Consider the following 22479-nt stretch of genomic DNA (forward strand, 5'->3'; position numbering starts at 1 on the left):
GCCAAACCCTTTTCAGGCCGCCGCAGCAGCAGCCGCGCGGCGGCGCATCAAAAGGTCCCAGCAGAACACCGCGATCGCGATCCAGATGAACAGGAAGCACACGAGCTGCGATGACTTCAGCGGCTCATGGAAAGCGATCAGGCCGACCAGGAACACGCCCGTCGGCGTCACGAACTGGATGAAGCCCAAAAGTGAGAAGTCCAGCTTGCGCGCGGCGCTGGCGAACAGCAGCAGCGGAATGCCGGTCACCGGCCCGGCGAAGGCCAGCAACAGGTCGATCCGCGGCGAAGACCCCATCGACAGGCCGGCGGCGCTGCTTGCCTGCCACACCAGCAGGCCGATCGCCGGGATCGTCAGCACCATGGTTTCCACCGTCAGCCCGGGCAGCGCGGTCACCGGCGCCAGCTTGCGCGTCAGGCCATAGCCCGCGAAGCTGAACGCAAGCCCGGCACTGATCCACAAGGTGTCCAGGGCGCCCCTGGCCAGCATGGCGACGCCAATCGCCGCCAGCGCCACCGCCAGCCATTGCAGGCGCGACAGCTTCTCACGCAGGAAGATCGTGGCCGCCAGCACGTTGACCAGCGGGTTGATGTAATAGCCCAGGCTGGCCGCCAGCACGTGCCCGCTCATCACCGCGATCACGTAGATCGACCAGTTGGTGCCGATCAGCAGCCCGCTCAACGCCAGCGTGGCCAGGATGCGCGGATTGGTCAGCGCGGCGCGCAGTTCCGCACCCTGCTTCAGCACCGCGATCATCAGCAGGCAGAAGGGCAGGGTGAACAGGATGCGCCATCCCACCACTTCGAATGCCGAGACTTCATGCAGCGCCGCGAAATAGAGCGGGAACAGGCACCACACGAAATAGGCGCCCAGCGCTTGCGCAAGGCCACCGGAGCGGCGCGGGAGAGTCTGCGGCATGAATTGAGGCCCCAAGGCGGAAATCGAGCGCGTTCGATAGGGGCGGCGGGGAGGACCGGCAAGCGGTTCGTCGCATCCAGCCATTCGCCTCGTCGATATCGCCGATTCTGACGACCGCGTTGCACTGCGTTCAGGTTCAGCGTCTTAAAGATGAATGCATAGAGCGGAACGCGGGTTGCGACTGCCCTCCGCCAGACTGAAGGAGAATGACAATGCGCGCACTGACCAAGGCCACTGCCCTTGCCGTCGCCACCGTCTCGCTGGCGGGTGCGATGCCGGCTAATGCGGCTCCGACTTTTCACGCGGCCAGCGAATTCGTGGCGCCGGGGCAGGAAACCAACGCCCACAGCCGCCAGCGCTATTCGCGCGACGATTACCGTCGCGGCTATGGATATCGCGGCGGTTACCGCGGTGAGCCGGTCTATCGCGACACGCGCGTCTGGCGCGGCGACAATGGCCGTTACTACTGCCGCCGCCAGAACGGCACGACCGGTCTGCTGATCGGCGGCGCGGCCGGCGCCCTGCTGGGCCGCGAAGTGGACCAGCGCGGCGATCGCACGCTGGGTACCGTGCTCGGCGCGGTCGGTGGCGCCCTGCTTGGCCGCGAGATCGATCGCGGCGGTTCGTCCTGCCGCTGAGGGCGGATTCTGACGGCACCGGCCCACTCCCAACCAAGGCCTCCCGCGAATTTACCCGCCGGGTGGGAAAGTGGATCGGTCCCGTCTGAAGATGCCCGTTGGGACATTTTCACATCACCAGCTTTCCCCGCGCTGACGGCGAAGCGCGGGGAAGTCCGCCTGATCCCCTGGGGAGCGGGTGGAGAGGGCGTCCGCGGTCAACCCGTGGGCGCCCTCGACCGCGTTTGGGTGCCATCGGCACGGCGCTTTAAGCATTGCCCCGCCGTCGTTCCCGCTTTGGGACATGGCCCTGATCGGAGCCATCCAAGCCTTGTCTTTCTGCCCGCGTGAGGGGAAGGCTTTCGCGATAGTCGTTGAAAAACAGCGGTGCGGGCCGCGATTCTCCCGCCGCGAAGGCCGGAAAGGGACGCCATGAACAAAGCCGCCGTCAGCATCGTGGGCATCACGCTTGCCGCCACCGTTGCGCTTGCCGGATGTTCGAAGGCGCACAAGACCGATGCCGAAGCGTCGCAGGCCGCGCTGGGCGATGCGATCGTGGTCGATCCGACGATGACGGCAGAGGGTGCCGGCACCGCGCAGGAGAATGGCATAGCGCTTGCGCCCGGCAACCGTTCGCCGCAGGCGATCGCGGCGGCGCGCAAGGCGGCTGCCGGTCTTGCCGGGGAAATCCGGGCCCTGCCGGCGCCGGTCAAGGGCAGTGCTTCGCAGCTTTCGGCCAGCGCGGCGGCTGCCGCGCAGATCACGCCGGCTGCCCGCACGGCTAAGACCGATTGTGCGGCCAAGGCGCAGTACGACAAGGGCTGGGCGGGCAAGCTGCCGGCCGAACTTCCCCTCTATCCGCAGGCTACCCTGCAGGAAGCGGCCGGAACCGATGGCGACGGATGCGCGCTGCGCGTGGTCAGCTTCGGCACACCGGTCGACCAGCAGGACGTGATCGGCTTCTACCGGGCGATGGCGCTGAAGGCCGGCTATTCGGCCGACTACCGCCTGGATGGCAGCGATCAGGTGCTGGGCGGCAAGCGTGGCGGGCAGGCCTACGTCGTCTATGCGCGCAAGCAGGCCGATGGCGTGACCGAAGTGGACCTCGTCACCAGCGGGCGCTGAAGCCTTACTTCAGGCCGACCCCGATCATCGCGCGCGGCTGCTCCATTTCCCCCGAGGCGACCGGATAGGCGCAGTAATCGGCGGCGTAATAGCCGCTGGGCCGGTGATTGCCGGAAAGGCCGATGCCGCCCATCGGCGCCGAGTGGCTGGGACCGGTGGTCGTGCGGTTCCAGTTGATGATTCCGGCGCGCACATGCGCCCAGAAGCGGTTGTAGTCCTGCGGGGTGCCGCCGATCAGCGATGCGGCGAGGCCGAAGCGCGTGTTGTTGGCCTCCGCAATCGCCTCATCGAAATCGTCGACGCGGACCACTTGCAGGATCGGGCCGAACAGTTCGACGTCGGGCCGATCCTTCAGCGCGGTAGTGTCGATGATCGCGGGGCTGAGGAACGGCAGCGCGTCATCCTGGCGGACAAGGTGCTTGATCGCCTTGCCGCCGTTGCTGAGCAGGTAGAGGAAGCTTTCGGACAGGCCGTCTGCGGCCGCATTGTCGATCACCGGGCCCATGAACGGGGCGGGATCGTCGAACGGGGCGCCCACGATGATGCGGTCGGCCAGCGCCTTGATCTCCGCCATCATCGCATCGTGGATCGATGCCTTCACGATCAGCCTGCGCGCTGCCGTGCAGCGCTGCCCGGCGCTGGCGAAGGCGGACTGCACCACCAGCGCGGCGGCGTCGGTCACTTTGGGCGTATCCCAGAGCACGATCGGATTGTTGCCGCCCATTTCCAGCGCCACGACCTTGTCGGGCCGGGTGGCGAGGCGGCGGTTGATCGAGATGCCGGTATTGGCGGATCCGGTGAACAGCACCCCGTCCACGCCTTCATGCGCGACGAAGTCCTGCCCTTCCAGCGGACCGCCGATCGCCACCTGCATGGCCCCGGCGGGAATCCCGGCGCGGTGGAAGCAGCGGGCCAAGAGTTCGCCGGTGGCGGGCGCCTTCTCGCTAGGCTTGAAGATCACCACGTTGCCCGCGATCAGCGCGGGTACGATATGGGCATTGGGCAAGTGCGCGGGGAAATTGTAAGGCCCCAGCACCACCATCACGCCGTGCGGCTTGTGGCGCAGCGCCATCGTGCCCTGCAGCGCGCTGTCCAGCTTTCGCTGGCTGGTACGTTCGGCATAGGCGCGGATCGAGACTTCGACCTTGGCGACCACCGCCTCCACCTCTGCACGGGCTTCCCACAAGGGCTTGCCCACTTCGCGGGCGATCAGGTCTGCCAGCGGTTCGGCTTCCTTGCGCACTTCGTTGGCGAAGCGGCGGACCAGTTCCATGCGGGTGGAAAGCGGCTGCGCGGCCCAGGTGGGCCAGGCGCGGCGGGCGCGGTCCACCACATCGTTCACGTCGCAAGGCTTGCCGCGCCAGATCTCCGCGCCCGTTGCCGGCTCGCACGAGATGATCTGTCCATTACTCACAGTGTCGAAAGGTCCTCGATTGTCGCCCGCCGAAAGGGACGGGAGGGGGGCCTTGGTTGCGGTTGTGGCTGCACCGTGCATCACGGGATCTGTCCGTTGCGGGTAAATCAAAGCGAGACAGAGGCTATTGCACGGTTATCCCTAATGAGAGCCTAACGAATATGCCCTGCCGGAACCGGTGCGGGCCCCAGTTGCCGGCCCAGTTCGCGGATCGCGGCGACTTTTTCGTGAAGTGGCCCCCAATCATCCCCCTCGTCGATGGCGGACCAGATTCGTTCCACCTCATCGATCAGAACGCCGGGCGGAGCGTCTTCCTGCCAGAGAGATGCATCCGTATCGGCGCTGGGCTTGCGGGCCTTCAGCAGTTCGCCAAAGCCATCGTTGCCCGCATTTCGGCCGCCGCGATGGCGGAAATAGAACATCTCCGGCGCTTCACCGCTGGCCACCATGGCCTTCTCGGCCTGGATCAGCGCCATGTCGGCCTCGTCGCCCAGTTGCTCTACGCCCAGGCGCCAGCAGAAGCGGCGGTACATCGCCTGTTGATAGAGCGGCGCGAAGCGATCGAGCGCGGCGACCAGCGGCTCGGTTTCCGCCATCAGCCGCAGCGCGACGGCAAGCTGCCCGCAATCCCACAGTACCGCTTCCGGCTGCCGGCCGAAGGCATAGAGGCCGGAGTGGTCGAAATAGGCGGCGGTAAAGGCCGGATCCCAGCGCGGCAGCCAGCGCCACGGGCCGTAATCGAAACTCTCGCCGGACACGTTGATATTGTCGCTGTTGAGCACGCCGTGGACGAATCCGGCGACCATCCACGACGCGGCGGTATCGGCCATGCGCTCCACTACCTGGTGCAGCAGAATCACCGCCGGCTCGTCGCGGCCGGGCATGTCCTCTGGCGGAAGCGGGCCGGGGAAGGTGGCAAGGCAGTAGTCAACGAGCGCCGCCATGTGCTCCGCATCGTCCATTGCCAGCAGGCGCTGAAAGCTACCTATCCGCACATGGCCGTGACTTAGGCGGACCAAAGCCGCCGAACGCGTGGGCGAAGGCTCATCCCCGCGCCAGAGCGCCTCTCCGGTCTCCACGACCGAGAAGGTCTTGCTGGTGTTCACCCCCAGCGCCTCCAGCATCTCGGTGGCGAGAATCTCGCGCACCGCGCCCTTCAAGGTCAGCCTGCCGTCACCGTCGCGGCTGTAGGGCGTCTGCCCCGAACCCTTTGTGCCCAGGTCCAGCACCCGGCCTTCGCCATCGAGCATCTGCGCGAACAGGAACCCGCGTCCATCGCCGATATTGGGGTTGTAAACGCGGAACTGGTGGCCGTGATAGCGCAGCGCCAGCGGCTGCGGCAGATTGTCCGGCAACGGTTCGAACTGGCCGAAATGGGCGATCCATTGTGCATCGTCCAACCCGTCTAGCCCCACCGCGCGGGCCCAGCGGTCGTTGCGGAAGCGCAGGATATGGCGCGGAAATTCCGCCGCCGAGACGGGACTGGCAATCCAGTCGGAAATCGCCTCGATTCGCGGGGCGGGACGATAGGCACTTGCTTGCGGTTCGCTTCGCATCGGGCGATAGTGGCGATGGAAAGCCCGTCGATCAAGCCGGGTGCAGGAGGTCGCAGGCTTCGCAGATGACGGGTTTTGAAGATCGGTTCTGGTCGAGCCGCGATGGATTGAAGCTGCATTTCCGCGATTATGCCGGTCCCGACGGGGTTCTGGACGGCCCCCCGGTGGTCTGCCTGCCGGGGCTGACGCGCAATGCCCGCGATTTCGAGCGGCTGGCCCCGCGCCTTGCCCAGCAGCGCCGGGTGATCTGCCCGGACATGCGCGGGCGGGGTGACAGCGAATATGCGCGCGATTCGGCCAGCTACAATCCCGTCCAGTATGGCGAGGATCTGCTGGCACTGCTGGAGCAGGAAGAGATTGACCGCTTCGCCGCGATCGGCACATCGCTGGGCGGGCTGATGATCATGGGCCTTGCCACCATGATGCCCGATCGCATCGCCGCCGCCGTGATCAACGACGTCGGGCCCTATCTCGAACCCGAGGGGATGGAGCGGATCAAGGACTATGTCGGGCAGGGGCGCAGCTTTCCCACCTGGGTCCACGCCGCGCGCGGGATCGAGGATAACCTGGGCGATGCCTATCCCGGCCACACGCTGGATTTCTGGATCGGCATGGCCAAGCGGCTGATGATGCTGTCGGGCAACGGGCGCATGGTTTTCGATTACGACATGAAGATCGCCGAGCCTTTCAACGCCTATGACGTCGATACCCAGCCCGATCTCTGGCCGGCCTGGGAAGCGCTTTCGGGGGTGCCGGTGCTGGTGCTGCGCGGTGAACTGTCGGACCTGCTTTCGGCGCAGACGCTGGAAAAGATGCTGCGCCGCGTGCCCGGGGCCGAGGCGCTGACCTTGCCCGATGTCGGCCACGCGCCGACGCTGGACGAGCCCGATGCGGTTGCCGCGATCGAGGGGCTGCTGGCGCGGGCAACCTGAACGCCATGCGCATCCTCCACCTCCATTCCAGCTTTTCGGCGGGCGGCAAGGAACTGCGCGCGGTGCGGCTGATGAACGCCTTCGGGCCGGGCATCGGCCATGACGTCGTCTCCGCCCAGCCCGGTGCGCTGGGCGCGGCGGTGGTGCTCGATCCCGTGCTGGACGTGGGCTTTCCGGAGCATTTTCCCAGCCTTCAGGGCCGGCCGATGCCCGCCCGGCTCTGGCGGATCGCCCAGGCCATGCAGGGCTACGACCTTGTGCTCACTTACAACTGGGGGGCGATGGACGCGGTGCTGGCACATCGGCTCTATGCCGGGCTGCTGCAACTGCCGCCGCTGGTCCACCATGAGGATGGCTTCAACGAGGATGAGGCCAATGGCCTGAAAACCTCGCGCAATCTGTTCCGCCGTGTGGCGCTGGTGGGGGCCGCTGCACTGGTCGTGCCGTCACGCCGGTTGGAGGCTATCGCCCTGAAGGCATGGCGCCAGCCGGCCACGCGCTTGCGCTTCATTCCCAACGGCATCGATTGCGGTGCCTTCATCGACAAGCCCCGGCCGGACGTGCTGCCGGGCGCGACCAAGCAGGACGGAGACCGCTGGGTCGGCACCATGGCGGGCCTGCGCCCGGTCAAGGATCTGCCCCGGCTGGTGCGTGCCTTCGCCGGGCTGCCCGATCCGTGGAAGCTGGTGATCCTGGGCGAAGGGCCCGAGCGCGGGGCCATCGCGGCCGAGGCGGAGCGGCTGGGTATCGGCCACCGCGTCCACCTGCCGGGCTTCGTGCCCGATCCCTCCCGCGCGGTTGGCCTATTCGATGTGTTCGCGCTGTCTTCCAAGAGCGAACAGTTCCCGATTTCGGTGGTGGAAGCGATGGCGGCGGGCCTGCCGGTTGCCGCGCCCACGGTGGGAGACGTCGCCGACATGATCGCGGCAGAGAATGCACCGTTCATCGTCCCGACTTGGGGCAAGGACGGCGACGGGGCGGAAGTTGGGGGCGACCCACTCGCCACGGCGCTTTTGCAATTGGCCGATGCGCCCGCGCTGCGGGCCCGCGTGGGTGCGGCGAACCGCGCAAAAGCGCAGTCAGACTATGACGAAGCGGCCATGATTGCAGCTTATCGTGCAGTTTACGGACAGGCTATGGGTGTGGAAGCGTTGGTTTGAAGGCGTCAAACCTCTGTTCAGCCGGGCTTCACCGCTTGCGGTCCACGCCAGATCATCGTTGAAAAGCCGCCACCATTCGCTAAACAGCCCGGCAACCATTCAGATTTCCGCAGAAAGCGCCCGCAAATTGGCCCTGCCTCCTTCCGATAACTCGACGTCCAATGCCGTGTCTGCCCAGCGACTCGCCGCGCAGCAGGATGTATTCCTGCGCGAAGTCGATGATGCGCTGCGCCACGATCAGGTCGAAGGTTTCTTCAAGCGCTTTGGTTTGCCGCTGCTGGCGGTAGTGCTGCTGGGCCTTGCCGCCTTTGCCGGCTTCCTGTTCTGGCAACATCGGCAGGAAGAGGCGCGTGCCGCCAATTCCGAAGCGTTCACCCAGGCGATCGACGCGCTGAAGGCGCAGAACCTCGACAGCGCCAAGGAAAAGCTGAAGCCGATCGCGGACAGCGGTTCGGACGGCAGCGCCACGTCGGCCAAGCTGTTGCTGGCGGGCATCGCGCTCCAGCAGAACAAGACGGCCGATGCGCTGAAGCTGTACGATACCGTTGCCAACGACGCCAAGGCGCCGCAGCCGATGCGCGACCTGGCGACCATTCGCAGCGTGGCCGCCAATTTCGACGCGATGAAGCCCGAAGACGTGGTGGCCAAGCTGAAGCCGTTCGCCGCGCCCGGCAATCCGTGGTTCGGCGCCGCCGGCGAACTGGTGGGCATGGCCTACATCAAGATGAACAAGGCCGATCAGGCCGGTCCGCTCTTCGCCGCCATCGCGAAGGACGAGACGATCGAGGAAGGCCTGCGCAGCCGCGCGCGCCAGCTGGCCGCCGTGCTGGGTGTCGATGCCGTCGACGATGTCGTCGATGAGCGTGGCGAACCGCTCGGCAAGGCCAAGACTGCGCAGCCGGTGGCCGATGCCGCCGCGCCCGCCGGAGAATGACGATGTCTATTGAAAACGTGCGCATGACCGCTGTCGCTTCGAAATCGCGTGCCGCTCGCGGCAGGCAAGTGCGCGTGGCGTCGCTGATCGCGCTGGCGCTGGTTGCCGGCCTTTCGGGCTGCAAGACCGGCGGCAAGGGCCGCCCCAAGACGCCGACCGTGGGCGAACGCGTGCCGATCCTTTCGCGCATCGAAGCCGGCGCCAAGGTCGATCCGGCGCTGGAAGGCGTCTCGGTGATCCTGCCGCCCGCCACCGCCAATGCGGAATGGGCGCAGGGCGGCGGCAATGCCGGCAAGTCCTACGGCCACCTGGCGCTGGCGGACAACCCGCAGCGCGTGTGGACCGCGCAGATCGCCGGTTCGACCACGCGCCAGCGCCTGGCCGCCGCGCCGGTGATCGGTGACGGCAAGCTCTTCGTGATGGACACCGACGGCGTGGTTCACGCCTTCGATGCCGACAAGGGCACGCACCTGTGGACCAAGAATTTCGCGGTCTCTGGCGGCAACAACAAGGCGATCTTCGGCGGCGGCGTCAGCTTCGATTCGGGCAAGCTCTACGTCACCACCGGCCTTGGCGAAGTGGCCGTGCTGAACGCCAACGACGGTAGCCAGGTCTGGAGCAAGAAGCCCGGCGGCCCGCTGCGCGGTTCGCCCACGGTCAGCTTCAACGCCGTTTTCGTGATGACGCAGGACAACCAGATCATCGCGCTGAACTCCGCCGATGGCGAAGTGCTGTGGAACGAATCGGCCTCGCTCACCCAGTCGGGCGTGTTCGGCGTGGCGACGCCTGCCGCCGGGCAGGGCACCGTGATCGCCGGCTACGCCTCTGGCGAACTGGTCGCCTATCGTTACGAGAACGGCCGCCAGCTGTGGTCGGACGCGCTGGCCCGCACCTCGATCTCGACCGAGGTGGGCAGCATCACCGATCTGGATGCCGATCCGATCATCGACCGCGGCCGCGTCTACGCGCTGGGCCAGGGCGGCCGCATGGCGGCGTACGAACTGGTCACCGGCCAGCGTATCTGGGAACTCAACCTTGCCGGCATCTCGACCCCGGCGATCGTGGGCGACTGGATCTTCACGCTGGACGATCACGCCGAAGTGCTGGCGATCGCCCGCACCAGCGGCAAGGTGCGCTGGCTCACCCAGCTCGACCGCTACCAGAACGCGAAGAAGCGCAAGGGACCGATCTTCTGGGTCGGCCCGGTTCTGGCCGGCAACAAGCTGTGGATCGGCAATTCGCGCGGCGAACTGGGCACGATCGACCCGGCCACCGGCACTTATGCAAAGTTCCTCGACGTGAAGAGCCCGATCTCGCTGGCGCCGGTCGTCGCCAACCAGACGCTCTTCGTGCTGGACGATTCGGGCATGATCAGCGCCCTTCGCTGATTTGCGCACCCGCGATTATGGAAAAGCCGCCGTCGCCCGCACATGGGCGTCGGCGGCTTTTCCTTTGCGGGCATTTAACCATTTGCCGCTAGGCCGCTTGCGATGACCCAGGGCAATTCCAGACCGGCAAGCGACGTTTCGGCAGGCGTGGGCCTGACCGGGCTGGCGACGCTGCTCGGCTGGCTGTTGCTGTGCCACAAGTGGGCCGCGATCGCCGATGCCTTCGCGCTGCCGGGGCCGCATGCGCCGATGAGCGGGCCTTACGCCGCCGTCGCCGCGCTGGTCGTCACCGGGCTGGCGATGACGCTCTATTCGCTGCTGGTGGACAAAGTGCACCGGCGGCCCTCTACTGGGATCGACTGGACCCGCGCGCGGCCGCTGGCCGAAACGGTGGACGTTTCGATTACCAAGCTGGCGGGCCTGTGGGCCACCTGGGCGCTGATCGCGGGCTATTACTGCATCGGCCGCTGGTATTGGGACGGGCAGTACCTGTTCGCGATGGAAGTGATCGGCGCGGCGGCAGTGCCGCTGCTGGTGCTGTCGATCCCCTATGTGTTCTGGCTGGACCGCCATCTGGTGGAGCCCCGCGATGCCGCATGGCACTTCGGCGCGATGCTGGTGGGGCGCGAGGCCTGGGATATCGATCAGGTAAAGCGCCACGGCCGGGCCTGGGCGATCAAGGCATTCTTCGGCGCCTTCATGATCTCGATCCTGCCGGGCGGCTTCGCGCAGGTGGTGAACGCCGACTTTGGCAGCATGGCGCACGATCCGGTCCGGCTGGGGCTGACGCTGATCGCGCTGCTGTTCCTGATCGACGTGCAGATCGGCACGGTTGGCTACATCTTCACCTTCCGCCCGCTGGACGCGCATATCCGCAGCGGCAATCCGCTGCTGGCGGGCTGGGTGGCGGCGCTGATGTGCTATCCGCCCTTCGTCTGGGGCACGATGGGCCGGGCGGACGTGCTGGGCTATGAGGTGAACACGCCGGGCTGGGCGTTCTGGCTGCAGGGTCATACGCTGCTGCTGTGGCTCTGGGCGGCTCTATTGGTCACGCTGACGGCGATCTATGCCTGGGCGACTTTCGCCTTCGGCCTGCGCTTCTCCAACCTCACTTATCGCGGTGTGCTGACCAACGGCCCGTACCGCTTCACGCGGCACCCGGCGTACCTGTCGAAGAACCTGTTCTGGTGGTGCTCGACTCTGCCGTTTCTCGTCTCCAGCCATGCCATGACGGACATGGTGCGCAACACTGTGCTGCTCGGCGTGGTGAGCGCAATCTACTACTGGCGCGCCCGGACCGAGGAAGCACACTTGCTGGCGGAAGACGCCAAGTACCGCGCCTATCACGCCTGGATGGCGGAGAACGCGCTGATCACGCGTACGCTGGCGAGGTTGGGTGAGCGGTTCCGGCCGGGCACTCGGGAGCCTCAGGCGGCGGAGTAAGGAAAGAGGAAGTCCTGGGGGATGATCCCCCAGACCCTCAGAATGTCCGCGTTGTGCGCTGCCTAGGCGCCAGGCGCTCCTTGCGGCGCAGCCAACATGTCTCCCGACGCGACCATACGCGCGCGACGCAGTTGGCCTGCCTGACGTGGACAGTGTCGGGGGTGCAGGGGGGCTATGCTCCCCTGCTTATTCCCTTGATCTTCTTAAAAGCTCTTCAGTGCGTAGATCTTCGAAAGATCGCCGCCCCATTCGCCGTTGTAGAGGTCCAGCAGGCGCTGGGCCGGGACTTTGCCGGTGGCGACGATTTCGGCCAGCGGTTCCAGATAGCCGGTCTCGTTGTCGCCGCCCGCGTTGAGACGGCCACGCGCGGCAAGGCCGGCGCGGGAGATGTTCAGCACTTCGCCGGCGATATCGCGCAGCGTGCCGCCACCGGGGAGCGGGGCATCCAGCGCCACCTTGGGCACTGCGTTACGCAGTTCCTCGCGGCCTTCCATGTCCCAGTCCTTGACCAGATCCCATGCGGCGTCGAGCGCGGTCTGGTCGTAGAGCAGGCCTACCCAGAACGCGGGCAGGGCGCAGATGCGGCCCCACGGACCGCCATCGGCGCCGCGCATCTCGAGGAAGGACTTCAGGCGCACTTCGGGGAAGGCGGTGGAAAGGTGGTCCGTCCAGTCGGACAGGCGCGGCTTCTCGCCGGGCAGCACCGAAAGCTCGCCCTTCAGGAAGTCGCGGAAAGACAGGCCGGCGGCATCGATGTACTTGCCGTCGCGGAACACGAAGTACATCGGCACGTCGAGCATGTAGTCGACATAGCGCTCGTACCCGAAGCCGTCCTCGAACACGAAAGGCAGCATGCCGGTGCGCGCCGGATCGGTGTCCGACCAGATGTGGCTGCGGTAGGAGAGGTAGCCGTTGGGCTTACCCTCTGTGAACGGGGAGTTCGCGAACAGCGCGGTGGCCAGCGGTTGCAGCGCCAGCGAGGTGCGGAACTTCTTCACCATGTCCGCCTCGCTCGAATAGTCGAGGTTGACCTGGATGGTGCAGGTGCGCAGCATCATGTCGAGGCCCATCGTGCCGACGCGCGGCATGTGGCGCAGCATGATGTCGTAGCGGCCCTTGGGCATGATCGGCAGTTCGGCGCGGGTCTTGTCCGGCCACATGCCAAGGCCGAGGTAGGCCTTGCCGATATGGTCGCCGATGGTCTTCACCTGGGCGAGGTGGCGGCCGGTTTCCGCGCAAGTCTGGTGCAGGTTTTCCAGCGGCGCGCCGGAAAGCTCCAGCTGGCCGGCGGGTTCCAGGCTGACGGTGCCGTCCAGGCCCTTCATCGCGATGACGTTGTCGCCCTCGATGATGGGTTCCCAGCCGAACTGCGTCAGCGCGTTCAGCAGATCGCGGATGCCGCCTTTTTCGCCGTAGGACGGGGCGTGGTGATCGCCCGTGTCGTAGACGAACTTCTCATGCTCGGTACCGATCCGCCACGCATCGCGCGGCTTTTCGCCCGCGGCCATGGGCGCAGCGAGTTGGTCCAGGCTTTCGATCACCGGATCTTCGCGATCCGAAACCTCACGGGTGCTCATGGGCGCGGAGGTAGAGTGCCTTCGAGCCGGACGCCACAACTTTTTGTACCGACCGGTTTCTTTTACGCGCAGAGCCCGGTTTTCGGGCGTTTTCTGCATGGTAGGGTTGATAGTTCAAAGGTCAGCCCAGCCCGTGCCGACACAGTTCGTCGCCCCCGCGAAGGCGGGGGCCCCGCTTCCTTTTTGCCATGCGCGCGAAGAACAAGCGGGATCCCCGCCTTCGCGGGGATGACGGGGTTTTTGTTGGAGGTGCAGGGGGAAGGGGGAGGCAGCTAGCAGGAACGGGCAGGAGGCGCGACGACTTAACCCCGCTTCGACCAATCCCCGGCAATCGCCATCCACAAGGCCGTCGCGCCGATGCTGGCGGTCTCGCCGCGCAGGATACGTGGGCCCAGGGTGATGGCCCGCGCCATCGGATGCGCGCGGATCAGGGCGCGTTCCTCGTCGTCGAAGCCGCCCTCCGGCCCCACCAGCAGCGCTGCCGGGCCCGAATGTGCGGCGAACTGCTCGGCGGCGGTCGCGCCGCCGGTCTCGTCCGCGAAGAACAGCGCGCGGTCGGTGGGCCAGTCGCGCAGCAGCGCCTCCAGCTTCATCGGCTCGGCCACGTGCGGCAGCGCGGTGCGGGCGCATTGCTCGGCCGCCTCGGTGACGATGGTCTGCGCGCGCTCTGCATTGAGCTTGTCCGCGACGCAGCGGCGGGTGACCATCGGCTGGATCCTCGCCACGCCCAGTTCCGTCGCCTTTTCCAGCACCAGATCGAAATTAGGCTTCTTCAGCAGTGCCGGGCAGAGCCAGAAATCGGGCACCGCCTCGCGCTCGCGCAGCCGCTCACGCAGTTCCAGCACCACATCGCGCTTGCCGGCCGAGACGACTTCGCCGGCCCATTCGCCCGTCTCGTCGTCACAGAGGATCACCGCGTCTCCGGCGGCGATCCGCATCACTTTGGCAAGATAGTGCGCCTGCCCGCCCTCGATGGAGACGGACTGCCCTTGTGACAGCGGTCCGGTCACGAAAAGGCGCGGCGCCGAACGCGGCGGCCAGGCGGGGGTGGCTCCCATCTTGCAATCTGCTCCTGCTTGGAAGGCTGACTTCGGCAGCGATTCTCACTGCTTCGCGCCGGGATCAAGTATCGCGGACGGCCGGCGTGCGTTCAAGTCGTGGGAAAAGTCATGGCCGGCGGCTGCATTGACGATTGGTTCCTGGGCAAGCGACGAACCGCGCTGGCCGCGCGACGGAAGGCGATAGGCCGCCGCACCGCGCGTGCTTTTGGCACGTTCGTACATGACAGCAGGAGGCAATTGCAGTACCCCGGCCGTCGTGAGCGACTCTCTACTCGTCCCGGATACCGAACACCGGGGGCTCGTTTCGGCCCTGCCGCCGATGCCGCGTGCTTTTGCCATGCTGGCGCGTTTCGATCGGCCGATCGGCTGGTGGCTGCTGTTCTGGCCTTGCGCCTGGGGCGTGCTGCTGGCGGGCGGAGAGGCGCGCTGGGGCTTGATTCTGTGGATGCTGGCGGGCTCTATCGCGATGCGCGGCGCGGGCTGCGTCTATAACGACATCGTCGACGCTGATCTCGATCGCAAGGTGGCGCGCACTGCCAAACGCCCGGTGGCGAGCGGCTTCGTCAGCCCCAAGGCGGCGTGGATTTGGCTGTTGGCGCTTTGCTGCGTCGGGCTGGTGGTGCTGTTCCAGCTTCGCCCCAAGGCGCAACTGGTCGCGCTGGGCAGCGTGGCGCTGGTGGCGGCCTATCCTTTCATGAAGCGGATCACCTGGTGGCCGCAGGCGTGGCTGGGCATGGTCTTCACCTGGGGCGCGCTGGTCGGCTGGGTGGAGATTCGCAGCGACCATCTGGAAGTGCTGGCGGCGCTCTATCTCGGCTCCATCGCCTGGTGCATCGGGTACGATACGATCTACGCAATTCAGGATCGCGAGGATGACGCGCTGGTGGGCATTCGCTCATCGGCCCTGCGCATGGGCACGCATGTGCGCGGCGGCGTTGCCGGGTTCTACACCATGGCTGTGGCGTTCTGGGCACTGGCGTTCTGGATGCTGCGGCACGACTGGGTGGCGATGGTCGGGCTGGTGCCGGTGGCACTGCACCTGGCGTTTCAGGTGCTGACGCTCGATCCGGAGGATGGCGACAATGCCCTCGCGCGGTTCCGCTCTAACCGCGATCTCGGGCTGGTGATGGCGCTGGCCTGCTGGGTGGTGGGTAACGCCGGAATTATCTGAATTCCGGCGCGGCGTATCCTCATTCGTAACTGACCAGTTCGAACTCGATCCCGTCCCAATCGAAGAAGTAGAACCGGCGACCCGGCTCGTAGTCCGCGTGGTTGAACGGCACTAGGCCCGCCGCGACCACGCGGCGCTCGGCCTCGTCCAGATCGTCCACTACCAGCCCGACATGGTTGAGCGGCGCGCCCTTGGCGAAGCGCTGATGATCCTTCCGGTCAGTGTAGACCGCGATGTAGCTGAAATCCCCGCCGACATGGATCGTCTCGCCGCCATTGATCGCGGGACCGCGCCAGCGTTCGTGCCAGCCGAGCAGATCCTGCAAGAGCCTGGACGAACGGTCGATATCGCTCACGGTAATGTTGGCATGTTCGAGGCGGCCCTGGGCCATCGGAATGTCTCCTGCTTGTCGCCGGTCGAATCGCCGGCCTGTCCTTGATGCAATCTCAAGTTAACTTGAGGTCAAACGGAAAAAGCGGCAGAAGAGGGCGATGGTGCAGGATCGTTTCATCTCCATCGGCTATCTCGCCCGGCGCACCGGCGTCGCCGTGTCGGCCATCCGGTTCTATGAGGAGAAGGGCCTGCTCACCGCGCTGCGGACCAGCGGCAACCAGCGCCGCTTCCTGCGATCCGACATCCGCCGGGTGAGCTTCGTATTGATCGCGCAGAAGCTGGGCCTTGGCCTCGCGGAGATCGAGCGCGAACTGTCCAGCCTGCCGCAAGGCCGCACGCCGACGCTGGAGGACTGGGAACGGATCAGCCTGTCGATGCGAGAGGCGATCGACGTGAAGATCGCGCTGCTGGAACTCACTCGCCGGAAGCTGGACGAATGCATCGGCTGCGGCTGCCTCAGCCTGGCGAAGTGCCGCCTCTACAACCGCGATGACGAGGCGGGGGCACTGGGGCCGGGGCCTCGGTTCGTGCTGAAGTAACTCAGCGCTCGGCGGTCTGGCGGACCGAGCCCAGAATGCGCTTGCGAATGAGGCCGCTGACGGGGCGGATGAGAAGCCAGTAGGGGCGGAAGCGGCGCAAGGATTCGCGGTCCGGGCAGTGCACGCGGGTCTGCGTCGTCAGGCGGCAGCCTCTCGGGCTTTCGCTGACATCGAAGCCGAGTGCGAGTCTGGCCACGCCGGGCTCGCGAAAGGCCTTGAAGGCAGCGCCGTCCGCCACGGCGCGAAGCCCGTAATCGGCGTGCCAGAACTGGCCGATGAGCCCGTAGACCAGCCCACTCGGCGTGCGATCCAGCAGCGTGAAGTTGGCCATGCCGAAGGGCTCCGGCCGCCGCTTGCCGGTAAGCCGCGCGGGCAGTTCACGCAGGGCGATCATCGTGCGGAAGAAGCTGTCGCTCTCCGGCCGATAAGCGGCGACGGCATCGAGGATGCGGCCCGGATCGGCCCTTACTTCTGTGGAATGCGTTTCGGAGAACTGGAACTCAGGCAGGTATTCGTCGATCAGCATCGGGTTTGCTCATTCCGCTGCCAGCAGTTCCTCTGCGCCGACAAGGTCCACGCTGACGAGGCGGGAGACGCCCTTTTCGACCATGGTGACGCCGAACAGGCGGTGCATGCGGCTCATCGTCACGGCATTGTGGGTGACGACGAGGTAGCGCGTGTCGGTTTCCTTGGTCATCGCTTCCAGCAGGTCGCAGAAGCGTTCGATATTGGCATCGTCCAATGGCGCATCGACTTCGTCCAGCACGCAGATCGGCGCGGGGTTGGTGAGGAACAGGCCGAAGATCAGCGCCACGGCGGTCAGTGCCTGTTCGCCGCCCGACAGCAAGGTCAGCGACTGGAGGCGCTTGCCCGGCGGCTGGGCGAAGATTTCGAGGCCGGCCTCCAGCGGATCGTCCGAATCGATCAGCGCAAGGTGGGCCTGTCCGCCCTGGAACAGCCGCGTGAACAGGCGGCGGAAGTGGCCGTCCACCGCCTCGAACGCGGCGCGCAGGCGTTCGCGGCCCTCGCGGTTGAGGTTGCCGATCGAGCCGCGCAGACGAGCGACAGCCTCGGTCAGCTCGGCCTTTTCGGTGACGCTGACGCCCAGGCGCTCCTCCGCCTCTGCCAGTTCGGTGGCGGCGAGCAGGTTGACCGGGCCGATCCGCTCGCGATCGGCGACGAGGCCGTCCATGCCGGTGCCTTCGTTTTCGGCGTGGCCGACATCGGCAGGCGCGAAGCCGAAGCGTTCGGCCAGCACCGGGGGCGGGCACTGGAAACGCTCGCCCGAAAGTCGGGTGGTTTCGACGCGGCGGGCGTCCTCGTTTTCGGCACGGGCGATGGCGCCGGCACGGTATTCGCGGGCGCTGGCGAGCGTCTCCTGTGCGGCGGAAAGCGCCGTATCGGCCTTGCGCGCGGCTTCGGTGAGCGCCGAGACGCCCGCTTCGGCCTTGGCGAGTTCCTCGGCCAGCCGGTTGCGGATCGCTTCGCCCTGTTCGATCTGGTTCATCAACGAGGCGGGCTTGGCGGCGATCACCGCGCGCTCGCTCTCGATCTCTTCAAGCCGGCCGCCCATCTGCGCAAGGCGGCTGGCAGCATCCCCGGCGCGGGCCTGCCAACTGCGCATGTCACCCGCCTGCGCGGCGGTACGCTCGCGCGCGACGGCAAGGCCTTGATCGTGTGCCGCCAGCGCGGCCGTGGCGGATTGAAGCCCGGTGCGCGCGCTGTCGTTCTTCAGCTTCGCAGCATCGAGCGCGGCCCGGCCGAGTTCGGGATCGGGCAGGGCGGCACGCTTCGCTTCGGCAGCGGTAACCTCCTGCTCGGCGCCATGGCGCTGTTCGGCCAGTTCCTCCTCGGCGCGGGCAATCTCGGCACGACGCGCTGCATGGCGCTGGCGGGCGTCCTCGGCCTGATCGACGGCGCGGAGCGCGGTGCGCTCGTTCGTTGCGGCATCGGCAATCGCCCGCTCGGCGGCGACCACGGCGGTGGAGAGGGCGGCAAGCTGTTGCTGCACCTCCATCTGGCGCGCTTCGGCAGAGGTAACGGCTTCGCGCAGCGGCGGCAGTTGCGCATCGAGTTCGGCGAAGCGGTTCTCCGCCTCCAGCCGCGCCGCTTCGGCCGCGCCTTCGCCGCGTGCGATGAAGCCATCCCAGCGGCGCAGCACGCCGCTGCGCGTGACCAGCCATTCGCCGGGCTTCAACCCGCGCCGGTCATCCTCGTCCGCCACATGGACGAGCGCGAGGCGGGCGGCGAGTTCGGGCGGGCACTGGGTGACGTGCGCGGCAAGGCTGTCCTTCACCGCAGCGGGCGCCTCCGCGCCGGTCCAGAAACGGCCATCGGCCTTCGCAACCTCGCCCAGCGGCGCGCGCGCGTCGCGGCCGAGCACGGCAGCCACGGCGCGTTCGTAGCCCGGCGCGACTTTCACCGCGTCGATAGCGACAGGCAGGCCATGCGCGGCCTTGGCGCCCTTGGCGCGGGCCTCGCGATCCTTGAGCAGCGCGGCATGTTCGCGCTCGATACCGGTGAGATCGGCCCGCGCGGCGGCCAGGGCCGAGCCGGCGGTATCGCGCTCCGCCTGAAGCTCACCCTTGCGCGTCTGCTGCGCTTCCAATCCTTCGCGCGCGGTGGTCAGCGCCGCACTTGCGGCCTCGGCCCGCGCCTTTGCCTCGGTCACCGCAGCGTCCAGATCTCCGGCCTGCGCCAAAGCCTCCACCTGCGCGGCCAGGCGCGCGGCCTCTGCCGAAAGCCGGTCCAGCCGTGAGCGTGCCTGAGCCAGTTCGGCTTCGGCAATCCGCCATTCGGCCTCGACCCCGGCCTGTGCGGCAGTGGCCTGTGCCAGATCGATTTCCGCCGCGCGCGAAGCCCGTTCCGCGCCGTCCAGCGCATTGGCGAGGCGGGGGCGCGCGGCCTCGTCCGCTTCCAGCTTGCGCTTGCCTTCGGCCAGTTCGCGTTCCAGCCGTTCCAGCGCTTCGGCCGCGTCGCGCGTCAGGCGGTCGGCGTCGCCGCGATCTTCCTCAAGACGCGCCTTCTGCCGGTCGAGGTCCTTCAATCGCTGTTCGGCGGCTTCCAACTGGCTCGTCAGCGTCGCCATGCGATGGCCCTGCGCGCTGGCATCGTCGCGCCGGTCCGCGAGTTCGTCGCGGGCGAGGATCAGCGCTTCGGCCGCCTTGGCCTGCTGCTTCTGCGCTTCGGTGGCAAGGTCCTGCGCGGCGGTGACGCGCTGTTCGGCGGCCTGTGCGTCCTTGCGCGCGGCTTCGGCAGCGGCGGCGGCATCGCGCCATCGGGCAAAGACCACGCGCGCTTCGGCAAGGCGGATCTGGTCGGTCAGCGCCTTGTAGCGTTCCGCCGCCTTGGCCTGACGGCGCAGCACGGCAACCTGCTTGTCCAGCCCGGCCATCAGGTCTTCCAGCCGGGCAAGATTGGCCTCGGTGGCGCGCAGCTTGGTTTCGGCGTCCTTGCGGCGGACGTGGAGACCGGCAATGCCCGCCGCCTCTTCCAGCATGGCGCGGCGCTCGGCGGGCTTGGCGGCGATGACGGCGGCGATGCGGCCTTGGGAAACGAGTGCCGGGCTATGCGCGCCGGTGGCGGCATCGGCGAAGATCAGCGCCACGTCCTTGGCGCGCACGTCGCGGCCGTTGACGCGATAGGCGCTGCCGGCGCCGCGTTCGATCCGGCGGACCACTTCCAGCTCTTCACGCTGGCCGGCGCTGTCGGCAGCGGTTTCGGCGTGGAGGACGACTTCGGCAAAGGCGCGGGGCGGGCGGCTGGCGGTGCCCGCGAAGATCACGTCCTCCATCCCGCCGCCACGCATCGACTTGGCCGAGCTTTCGCCCATGACCCAGCGGATCGCTTCGAGAAGGTTGGACTTGCCGCAGCCGTTGGGGCCGACGACGCCCGTCAGTCCCGGTTCGATGCGCAGTTCGGCAGGCTCTACGAAGCTCTTGAAACCACTGAGCTTGAGCCGCTTGATGCGCATCGAATTATGTCAGGAGGCAGACCGGTCGCGCATCAGCGCGCGCCGGCTTCCTGCAGCTTGGCTTCCAGTTCGGCGAATTCCATCGATCCGACGTTGTTGCCGTTGATCAGGAACGTGGGCGTGCCGGTGATGTTGAAGTCCTTCGTTGCCGCCTCGGTCTGGTCTGCCAGCGCCTTGGCCTTGGCGGTGTCATGCAGGCAGGCATTGGCCTGATCGTGCGAAATCCCGCGCGAGGCGAAGAATTCGGTCATGCCGCTGACTTCGGCGATGGCGGGAAGCTGCTGCTCCTTCGGCATGTTCTGGATCGCTTCGAGGCGCGCCTTGTCGGCGGCCTGCAGCTTTGCGAACATGTTGGGCTGCCAGGCCCAGAACTGCTCCGCCAGCGGCAGGGTCGCCTCGGTGGAGCTGCACATGGCGAGCAGGGTGGCCGGGAAGTCATAGGCGTTGAGCATGAAGAAGCGCACTTCGTAGCTCACGCGGCCGCTGTTCACATAAGTGTCGCGCAGCTTGCCGAAACCGTCCGTGGCGAACTTGGCGCAGTGCGAGCACGACAGCGCGCCATATTCCACCAGCTTGATCGGCGCTTCGGGATTGCCGATGCGGAAGCCGCCTTCGGGGGTCTTCTCGACCATGTCGGACCAGGTCTTGCCGGCCGGCGGGGCGACGTTGGAGACAGGTGCCGAAGTCGAACCGTCGGTCGCCGCCTTCTTGCCGCAGGCCGCAAGGCCCAGCGCGAGCGGGGCGATGGCAAGGCCGAGAACGATCTTGCGGCCAAGAGCGATCTTTTGGAAACCGGGACGGGTCATCGATGCGAATCCTCGAATGGAAGTGCGAAAGTTAGCGTAACGCTGGAGGCGTTCAAAGCGTGGGAAAGCCCGTTTTCGGCGGCTTTCCCACAAGATTCCGGGGTTTCGGCCCGATCAGATCGAGCCCTTGCGCTGCGAAGCCTGCTTGACGGAAAGCGCCTGCGACAGCCCGGCCCAGTCGTGCACGTCCAGCAGCTTGCCATCCAGCACGAAGCTGGGCGTGCTGGTGGCGCCCACTGCCTGCACCGTCTTCTGCTGCTGTTCCAGCTTGGCGAAAGCGGCCTTGTCGTTGATGCACTGGTCCGCCTGCGCGTGGCTGACGCCCCAGGGCGCGACCATCGAATAGAAGTCGAAATCGGCCGCGATCAGGCGCATGCGGGCCTGGATATCGCCTTCGTACCAGCGCTTCTGGCGGTCTTCGCCCAGCGTGTTCAGCTTCGCCATCCAGATGTCCTGCGTGGCCAGGAAGGCGTTGTGGCGCGTGAAGAAGCGCTTGGGGTCGCCGCACGTGGTCAGCATGGCGATGGTCAGGTCGATCGGGTTGCGCAGCAGGTTCGTCACCGTCATCGCGACCTGGCCCTTGGGCACCATGGTCTGGCGCAGGGGAACGTCCGATTCCTTGGTGAAGTGCGCGCAGTGCGGGCAGGTGTAGCTGACGAATTCGGTGACCTGCGTGGGCGCCTTGGGGTTGCCCAGCATGTGGCTGCCGTCCGCCGTCACCGTGACCAGCGTGCCCCAGTTGCCGGGTGCGGCCTTGTGCGCGGGAGCGGCTGCGGGCTTGCGCGCGGGCGCTGCGGTTGCCCCGACTCCGGTGACGAGCAGGGCGGCAACAGCAAGCGTGCCAAATTTGACGCCAAGTTTTCCAGCACGCGACTTCGAAAACATCTTCATTTTCCCCGTTCGTCCTTCAAAGTCTCGTCCTTGGCCGCAAGGCTGCGGGCCAGTGATTCCAGCACCGCGCGAAGTTCCGGATCGCCGACGTCGCGCAGCGATTCGCCCAGTTCGAACGGCACCGGCTTTACGCTGGGCGGTGCGGTCTGCGGCTTTGCAGCAGGTGGCGGCTTAACCTCACCTTGCCGGATTTTCGCTTTCGCCACAGCCTTGTAGCCGAAGAAGCGGTTCACCCGCTCGATGATCTCCGGCACCACGTGCTGGATCATCGGCGCGTGCGCGGGGGCGACCACCAGTTGCAGGATGCCGTCGCACTTTTCGCCGGGCGGGAAGCGGATCGATTCGGGGGAGCAGACGCGGGCATGGCGCGCGCCGACGATCTCCGGCCAGCGTGTCACCACGCTGGACTGTACGAATCCGAAGCGGCGGAATGCGGTGCGGCCCACCTCGGGCATCAGATCGGCAATCATGCGCGCCTGACCGCCGCGCGGGCGCTCATAGCGCTTCGGCGTCTTTGCGGTTTCCTTGCCGCTGTTCTTTGGGCGATCCCGTTCCATTGTCGGCGCTCCAATGCCATAGGG

The 22479-nt window shown here is 66.8% G+C and carries 21 protein-coding genes; 9 read left to right on the plus strand and 12 right to left on the minus strand.

Translation table 11 applies throughout. The features are described from left to right. Positions 1–12: 12 nt before the first annotated feature. A complete protein-coding gene (rarD, locus tag WBP07_RS18500; protein WP_395393225.1) occupies positions 13–918 on the minus strand; it encodes an EamA family transporter RarD in 906 nt (301 codons plus the stop codon). A 212-nt stretch (positions 919–1130) separates the two neighbouring features. Here rarD and WBP07_RS18505 point away from each other — a divergent pair, with 212 nt between their 5' ends. Together WBP07_RS18505 and WBP07_RS18510 are read left to right on the plus strand one after the other, a co-directional pair. Continuing rightward, positions 1131–1556 carry a glycine zipper 2TM domain-containing protein gene (locus WBP07_RS18505; RefSeq protein WP_395393226.1) on the plus strand — a complete coding sequence of 142 codons (426 nt, stop codon included), beginning with the start codon at positions 1131–1133 and terminating at the stop codon, positions 1554–1556. A 411-nt stretch (positions 1557–1967) separates the two neighbouring features. Beyond that, complete coding sequence (locus WBP07_RS18510) at positions 1968–2660, plus strand: hypothetical protein (protein WP_395393228.1); 693 nt, start codon at positions 1968–1970, stop codon at positions 2658–2660. A 4-nt stretch (positions 2661–2664) separates the two neighbouring features. On the opposite strand, the gene WBP07_RS18515 is transcribed toward WBP07_RS18510, so the two are convergent. Both WBP07_RS18515 and WBP07_RS18520 read right to left on the minus strand, forming a co-directional pair. Continuing rightward, the gene (locus WBP07_RS18515) at positions 2665–4074 is read right to left on the minus strand and encodes a succinylglutamate-semialdehyde dehydrogenase (RefSeq protein WP_395393231.1); all 1410 of its coding nucleotides are present in this window, start codon (positions 4072–4074) and stop codon (positions 2665–2667) included. 152 nt (positions 4075–4226) lie between these two features. After that, complete coding sequence (locus tag WBP07_RS18520; RefSeq protein WP_395393232.1) at positions 4227–5630, minus strand: protein adenylyltransferase SelO family protein; 1404 nt, start codon at positions 5628–5630, stop codon at positions 4227–4229. A 65-nt stretch (positions 5631–5695) separates the two neighbouring features. Between WBP07_RS18520 and WBP07_RS18525 the strand changes: the two genes are divergently transcribed. From WBP07_RS18525 to WBP07_RS18545, 5 genes are all read left to right on the plus strand, one after another. After that, complete coding sequence (locus WBP07_RS18525; RefSeq protein ID WP_395393233.1) at positions 5696–6562, plus strand: alpha/beta fold hydrolase; 867 nt, start codon at positions 5696–5698, stop codon at positions 6560–6562. Between the two features lie 5 nt (positions 6563–6567). Then, complete coding sequence (locus tag WBP07_RS18530) at positions 6568–7722, plus strand: glycosyltransferase (RefSeq protein WP_395393236.1); 1155 nt, start codon at positions 6568–6570, stop codon at positions 7720–7722. Between the two features lie 127 nt (positions 7723–7849). After that, a complete protein-coding gene (locus WBP07_RS18535) occupies positions 7850–8656 on the plus strand; it encodes a tetratricopeptide repeat protein (RefSeq protein ID WP_395393237.1) in 807 nt (268 codons plus the stop codon). 23 nt (positions 8657–8679) lie between these two features. Continuing rightward, positions 8680–10044 carry a PQQ-binding-like beta-propeller repeat protein gene (locus tag WBP07_RS18540; RefSeq protein ID WP_395395834.1) on the plus strand — a complete coding sequence of 455 codons (1365 nt, stop codon included), beginning with the start codon at positions 8680–8682 and terminating at the stop codon, positions 10042–10044. Between the two features lie 102 nt (positions 10045–10146). Then, positions 10147–11487: a methyltransferase family protein gene (locus WBP07_RS18545; protein WP_395393239.1), complete on the plus strand. Its 1341-nt coding sequence runs from the start codon at positions 10147–10149 to the stop codon at positions 11485–11487. Positions 11488–11690: 203 nt separating this feature from the next. Here the strand turns inward: WBP07_RS18545 and WBP07_RS18550 are convergent, their stop codons facing one another. The 3 genes from WBP07_RS18550 to WBP07_RS18560 all read right to left on the minus strand — a co-directional run bounded on the left by WBP07_RS18550 (position 11691) and on the right by WBP07_RS18560 (position 14347). Further along, positions 11691–13064 (minus strand): glutamate--cysteine ligase, encoded by a 1374-nt coding sequence (locus WBP07_RS18550; protein ID WP_395393240.1) that lies wholly within the window; start codon positions 13062–13064, stop codon positions 11691–11693. A gap of 302 nt (positions 13065–13366) precedes the next feature. Beyond that, a complete protein-coding gene (locus WBP07_RS18555; RefSeq protein ID WP_395393242.1) occupies positions 13367–14122 on the minus strand; it encodes a 16S rRNA (uracil(1498)-N(3))-methyltransferase in 756 nt (251 codons plus the stop codon). 45 nt (positions 14123–14167) lie between these two features. Next, entirely contained in the window at positions 14168–14347 is a 180-nt protein-coding gene (locus WBP07_RS18560) for a hypothetical protein (RefSeq protein WP_395393243.1), read from the minus strand. Between WBP07_RS18560 and ubiA the strand changes: the two genes are divergently transcribed. Then, a complete protein-coding gene (ubiA, locus tag WBP07_RS18565; RefSeq protein ID WP_395393244.1) occupies positions 14346–15296 on the plus strand; it encodes a 4-hydroxybenzoate octaprenyltransferase in 951 nt (316 codons plus the stop codon). The genes WBP07_RS18560 and ubiA overlap by 2 nt on opposite strands. Positions 15297–15315: 19 nt before the next feature. On the opposite strand, the gene WBP07_RS18570 is transcribed toward ubiA, so the two are convergent. Beyond that, the gene (locus WBP07_RS18570; RefSeq protein ID WP_395393246.1) at positions 15316–15687 is read right to left on the minus strand and encodes a VOC family protein; all 372 of its coding nucleotides are present in this window, start codon (positions 15685–15687) and stop codon (positions 15316–15318) included. A 100-nt stretch (positions 15688–15787) separates the two neighbouring features. Here WBP07_RS18570 and soxR point away from each other — a divergent pair, with 100 nt between their 5' ends. After that, positions 15788–16228: a redox-sensitive transcriptional activator SoxR gene (gene soxR / locus WBP07_RS18575; RefSeq protein WP_395393248.1), complete on the plus strand. Its 441-nt coding sequence runs from the start codon at positions 15788–15790 to the stop codon at positions 16226–16228. 1 nt (position 16229) lies between these two features. Here the strand turns inward: soxR and WBP07_RS18580 are convergent, their stop codons facing one another. From WBP07_RS18580 to WBP07_RS18600, 5 genes are all read right to left on the minus strand, one after another. Continuing rightward, positions 16230–16754: a hypothetical protein gene (locus tag WBP07_RS18580; RefSeq protein ID WP_395393249.1), complete on the minus strand. Its 525-nt coding sequence runs from the start codon at positions 16752–16754 to the stop codon at positions 16230–16232. A 9-nt stretch (positions 16755–16763) separates the two neighbouring features. Beyond that, positions 16764–20201: a chromosome segregation protein SMC gene (smc, locus tag WBP07_RS18585; protein ID WP_395393251.1), complete on the minus strand. Its 3438-nt coding sequence runs from the start codon at positions 20199–20201 to the stop codon at positions 16764–16766. Between the two features lie 32 nt (positions 20202–20233). Continuing rightward, positions 20234–21007: a DsbA family protein gene (locus WBP07_RS18590; RefSeq protein ID WP_395393253.1), complete on the minus strand. Its 774-nt coding sequence runs from the start codon at positions 21005–21007 to the stop codon at positions 20234–20236. Positions 21008–21121: 114 nt separating this feature from the next. Next, positions 21122–21898, minus strand: coding sequence for a DsbA family protein (locus WBP07_RS18595; protein WP_395393255.1), 777 nt, complete (start codon positions 21896–21898; stop codon positions 21122–21124). Continuing rightward, a complete protein-coding gene (locus tag WBP07_RS18600; RefSeq protein ID WP_395393257.1) occupies positions 21895–22455 on the minus strand; it encodes a DUF721 domain-containing protein in 561 nt (186 codons plus the stop codon). Before WBP07_RS18600 ends, WBP07_RS18595 begins: the two co-directional genes overlap by 4 nt. Between the last annotated feature and the right edge of the window lie 24 nt (positions 22456–22479).

It is taken from the genome of Novosphingobium oxfordense (assembly GCF_044029435.1).
GTDB lineage: Bacteria > Pseudomonadota > Alphaproteobacteria > Sphingomonadales > Sphingomonadaceae > Novosphingobium.

Excerpts from the sequence above, each read along its gene's own strand:
- WBP07_RS18595 (WP_395393255.1), bottom strand. The coding sequence starts at position 21,898 with ATGAAGATGTTTTCGAAGTCGCGTGCTGGAAAACTTGGCGTCAAATTT.
- WBP07_RS18540 (WP_395395834.1), top strand. The coding sequence starts at position 8,680 with ATGACCGCTGTCGCTTCGAAATCGCGTGCCGCTCGCGGCAGGCAAGTG.
- WBP07_RS18570 (WP_395393246.1), bottom strand. The coding sequence starts at position 15,687 with ATGGCCCAGGGCCGCCTCGAACATGCCAACATTACCGTGAGCGATATC.
- WBP07_RS18590 (WP_395393253.1), bottom strand. The coding sequence starts at position 21,007 with ATGACCCGTCCCGGTTTCCAAAAGATCGCTCTTGGCCGCAAGATCGTT.
- ubiA (WP_395393244.1), top strand. The coding sequence starts at position 14,346 with ATGACAGCAGGAGGCAATTGCAGTACCCCGGCCGTCGTGAGCGACTCT.
- soxR (WP_395393248.1), top strand. The coding sequence starts at position 15,788 with ATGGTGCAGGATCGTTTCATCTCCATCGGCTATCTCGCCCGGCGCACC.
- WBP07_RS18580 (WP_395393249.1), bottom strand. The coding sequence starts at position 16,754 with ATGCTGATCGACGAATACCTGCCTGAGTTCCAGTTCTCCGAAACGCAT.
- WBP07_RS18560 (WP_395393243.1), bottom strand. The coding sequence starts at position 14,347 with ATGTACGAACGTGCCAAAAGCACGCGCGGTGCGGCGGCCTATCGCCTT.
- WBP07_RS18505 (WP_395393226.1), top strand. The coding sequence starts at position 1,131 with ATGCGCGCACTGACCAAGGCCACTGCCCTTGCCGTCGCCACCGTCTCG.
- rarD (WP_395393225.1), bottom strand. The coding sequence starts at position 918 with ATGCCGCAGACTCTCCCGCGCCGCTCCGGTGGCCTTGCGCAAGCGCTG.
- smc (WP_395393251.1), bottom strand. The coding sequence starts at position 20,201 with ATGCGCATCAAGCGGCTCAAGCTCAGTGGTTTCAAGAGCTTCGTAGAG.
- WBP07_RS18510 (WP_395393228.1), top strand. The coding sequence starts at position 1,968 with ATGAACAAAGCCGCCGTCAGCATCGTGGGCATCACGCTTGCCGCCACC.
- WBP07_RS18545 (WP_395393239.1), top strand. The coding sequence starts at position 10,147 with ATGACCCAGGGCAATTCCAGACCGGCAAGCGACGTTTCGGCAGGCGTG.
- WBP07_RS18550 (WP_395393240.1), bottom strand. The coding sequence starts at position 13,064 with ATGAGCACCCGTGAGGTTTCGGATCGCGAAGATCCGGTGATCGAAAGC.
- WBP07_RS18555 (WP_395393242.1), bottom strand. The coding sequence starts at position 14,122 with ATGGGAGCCACCCCCGCCTGGCCGCCGCGTTCGGCGCCGCGCCTTTTC.
- WBP07_RS18530 (WP_395393236.1), top strand. The coding sequence starts at position 6,568 with ATGCGCATCCTCCACCTCCATTCCAGCTTTTCGGCGGGCGGCAAGGAA.
- WBP07_RS18600 (WP_395393257.1), bottom strand. The coding sequence starts at position 22,455 with ATGGAACGGGATCGCCCAAAGAACAGCGGCAAGGAAACCGCAAAGACG.
- WBP07_RS18520 (WP_395393232.1), bottom strand. The coding sequence starts at position 5,630 with ATGCGAAGCGAACCGCAAGCAAGTGCCTATCGTCCCGCCCCGCGAATC.
- WBP07_RS18525 (WP_395393233.1), top strand. The coding sequence starts at position 5,696 with ATGACGGGTTTTGAAGATCGGTTCTGGTCGAGCCGCGATGGATTGAAG.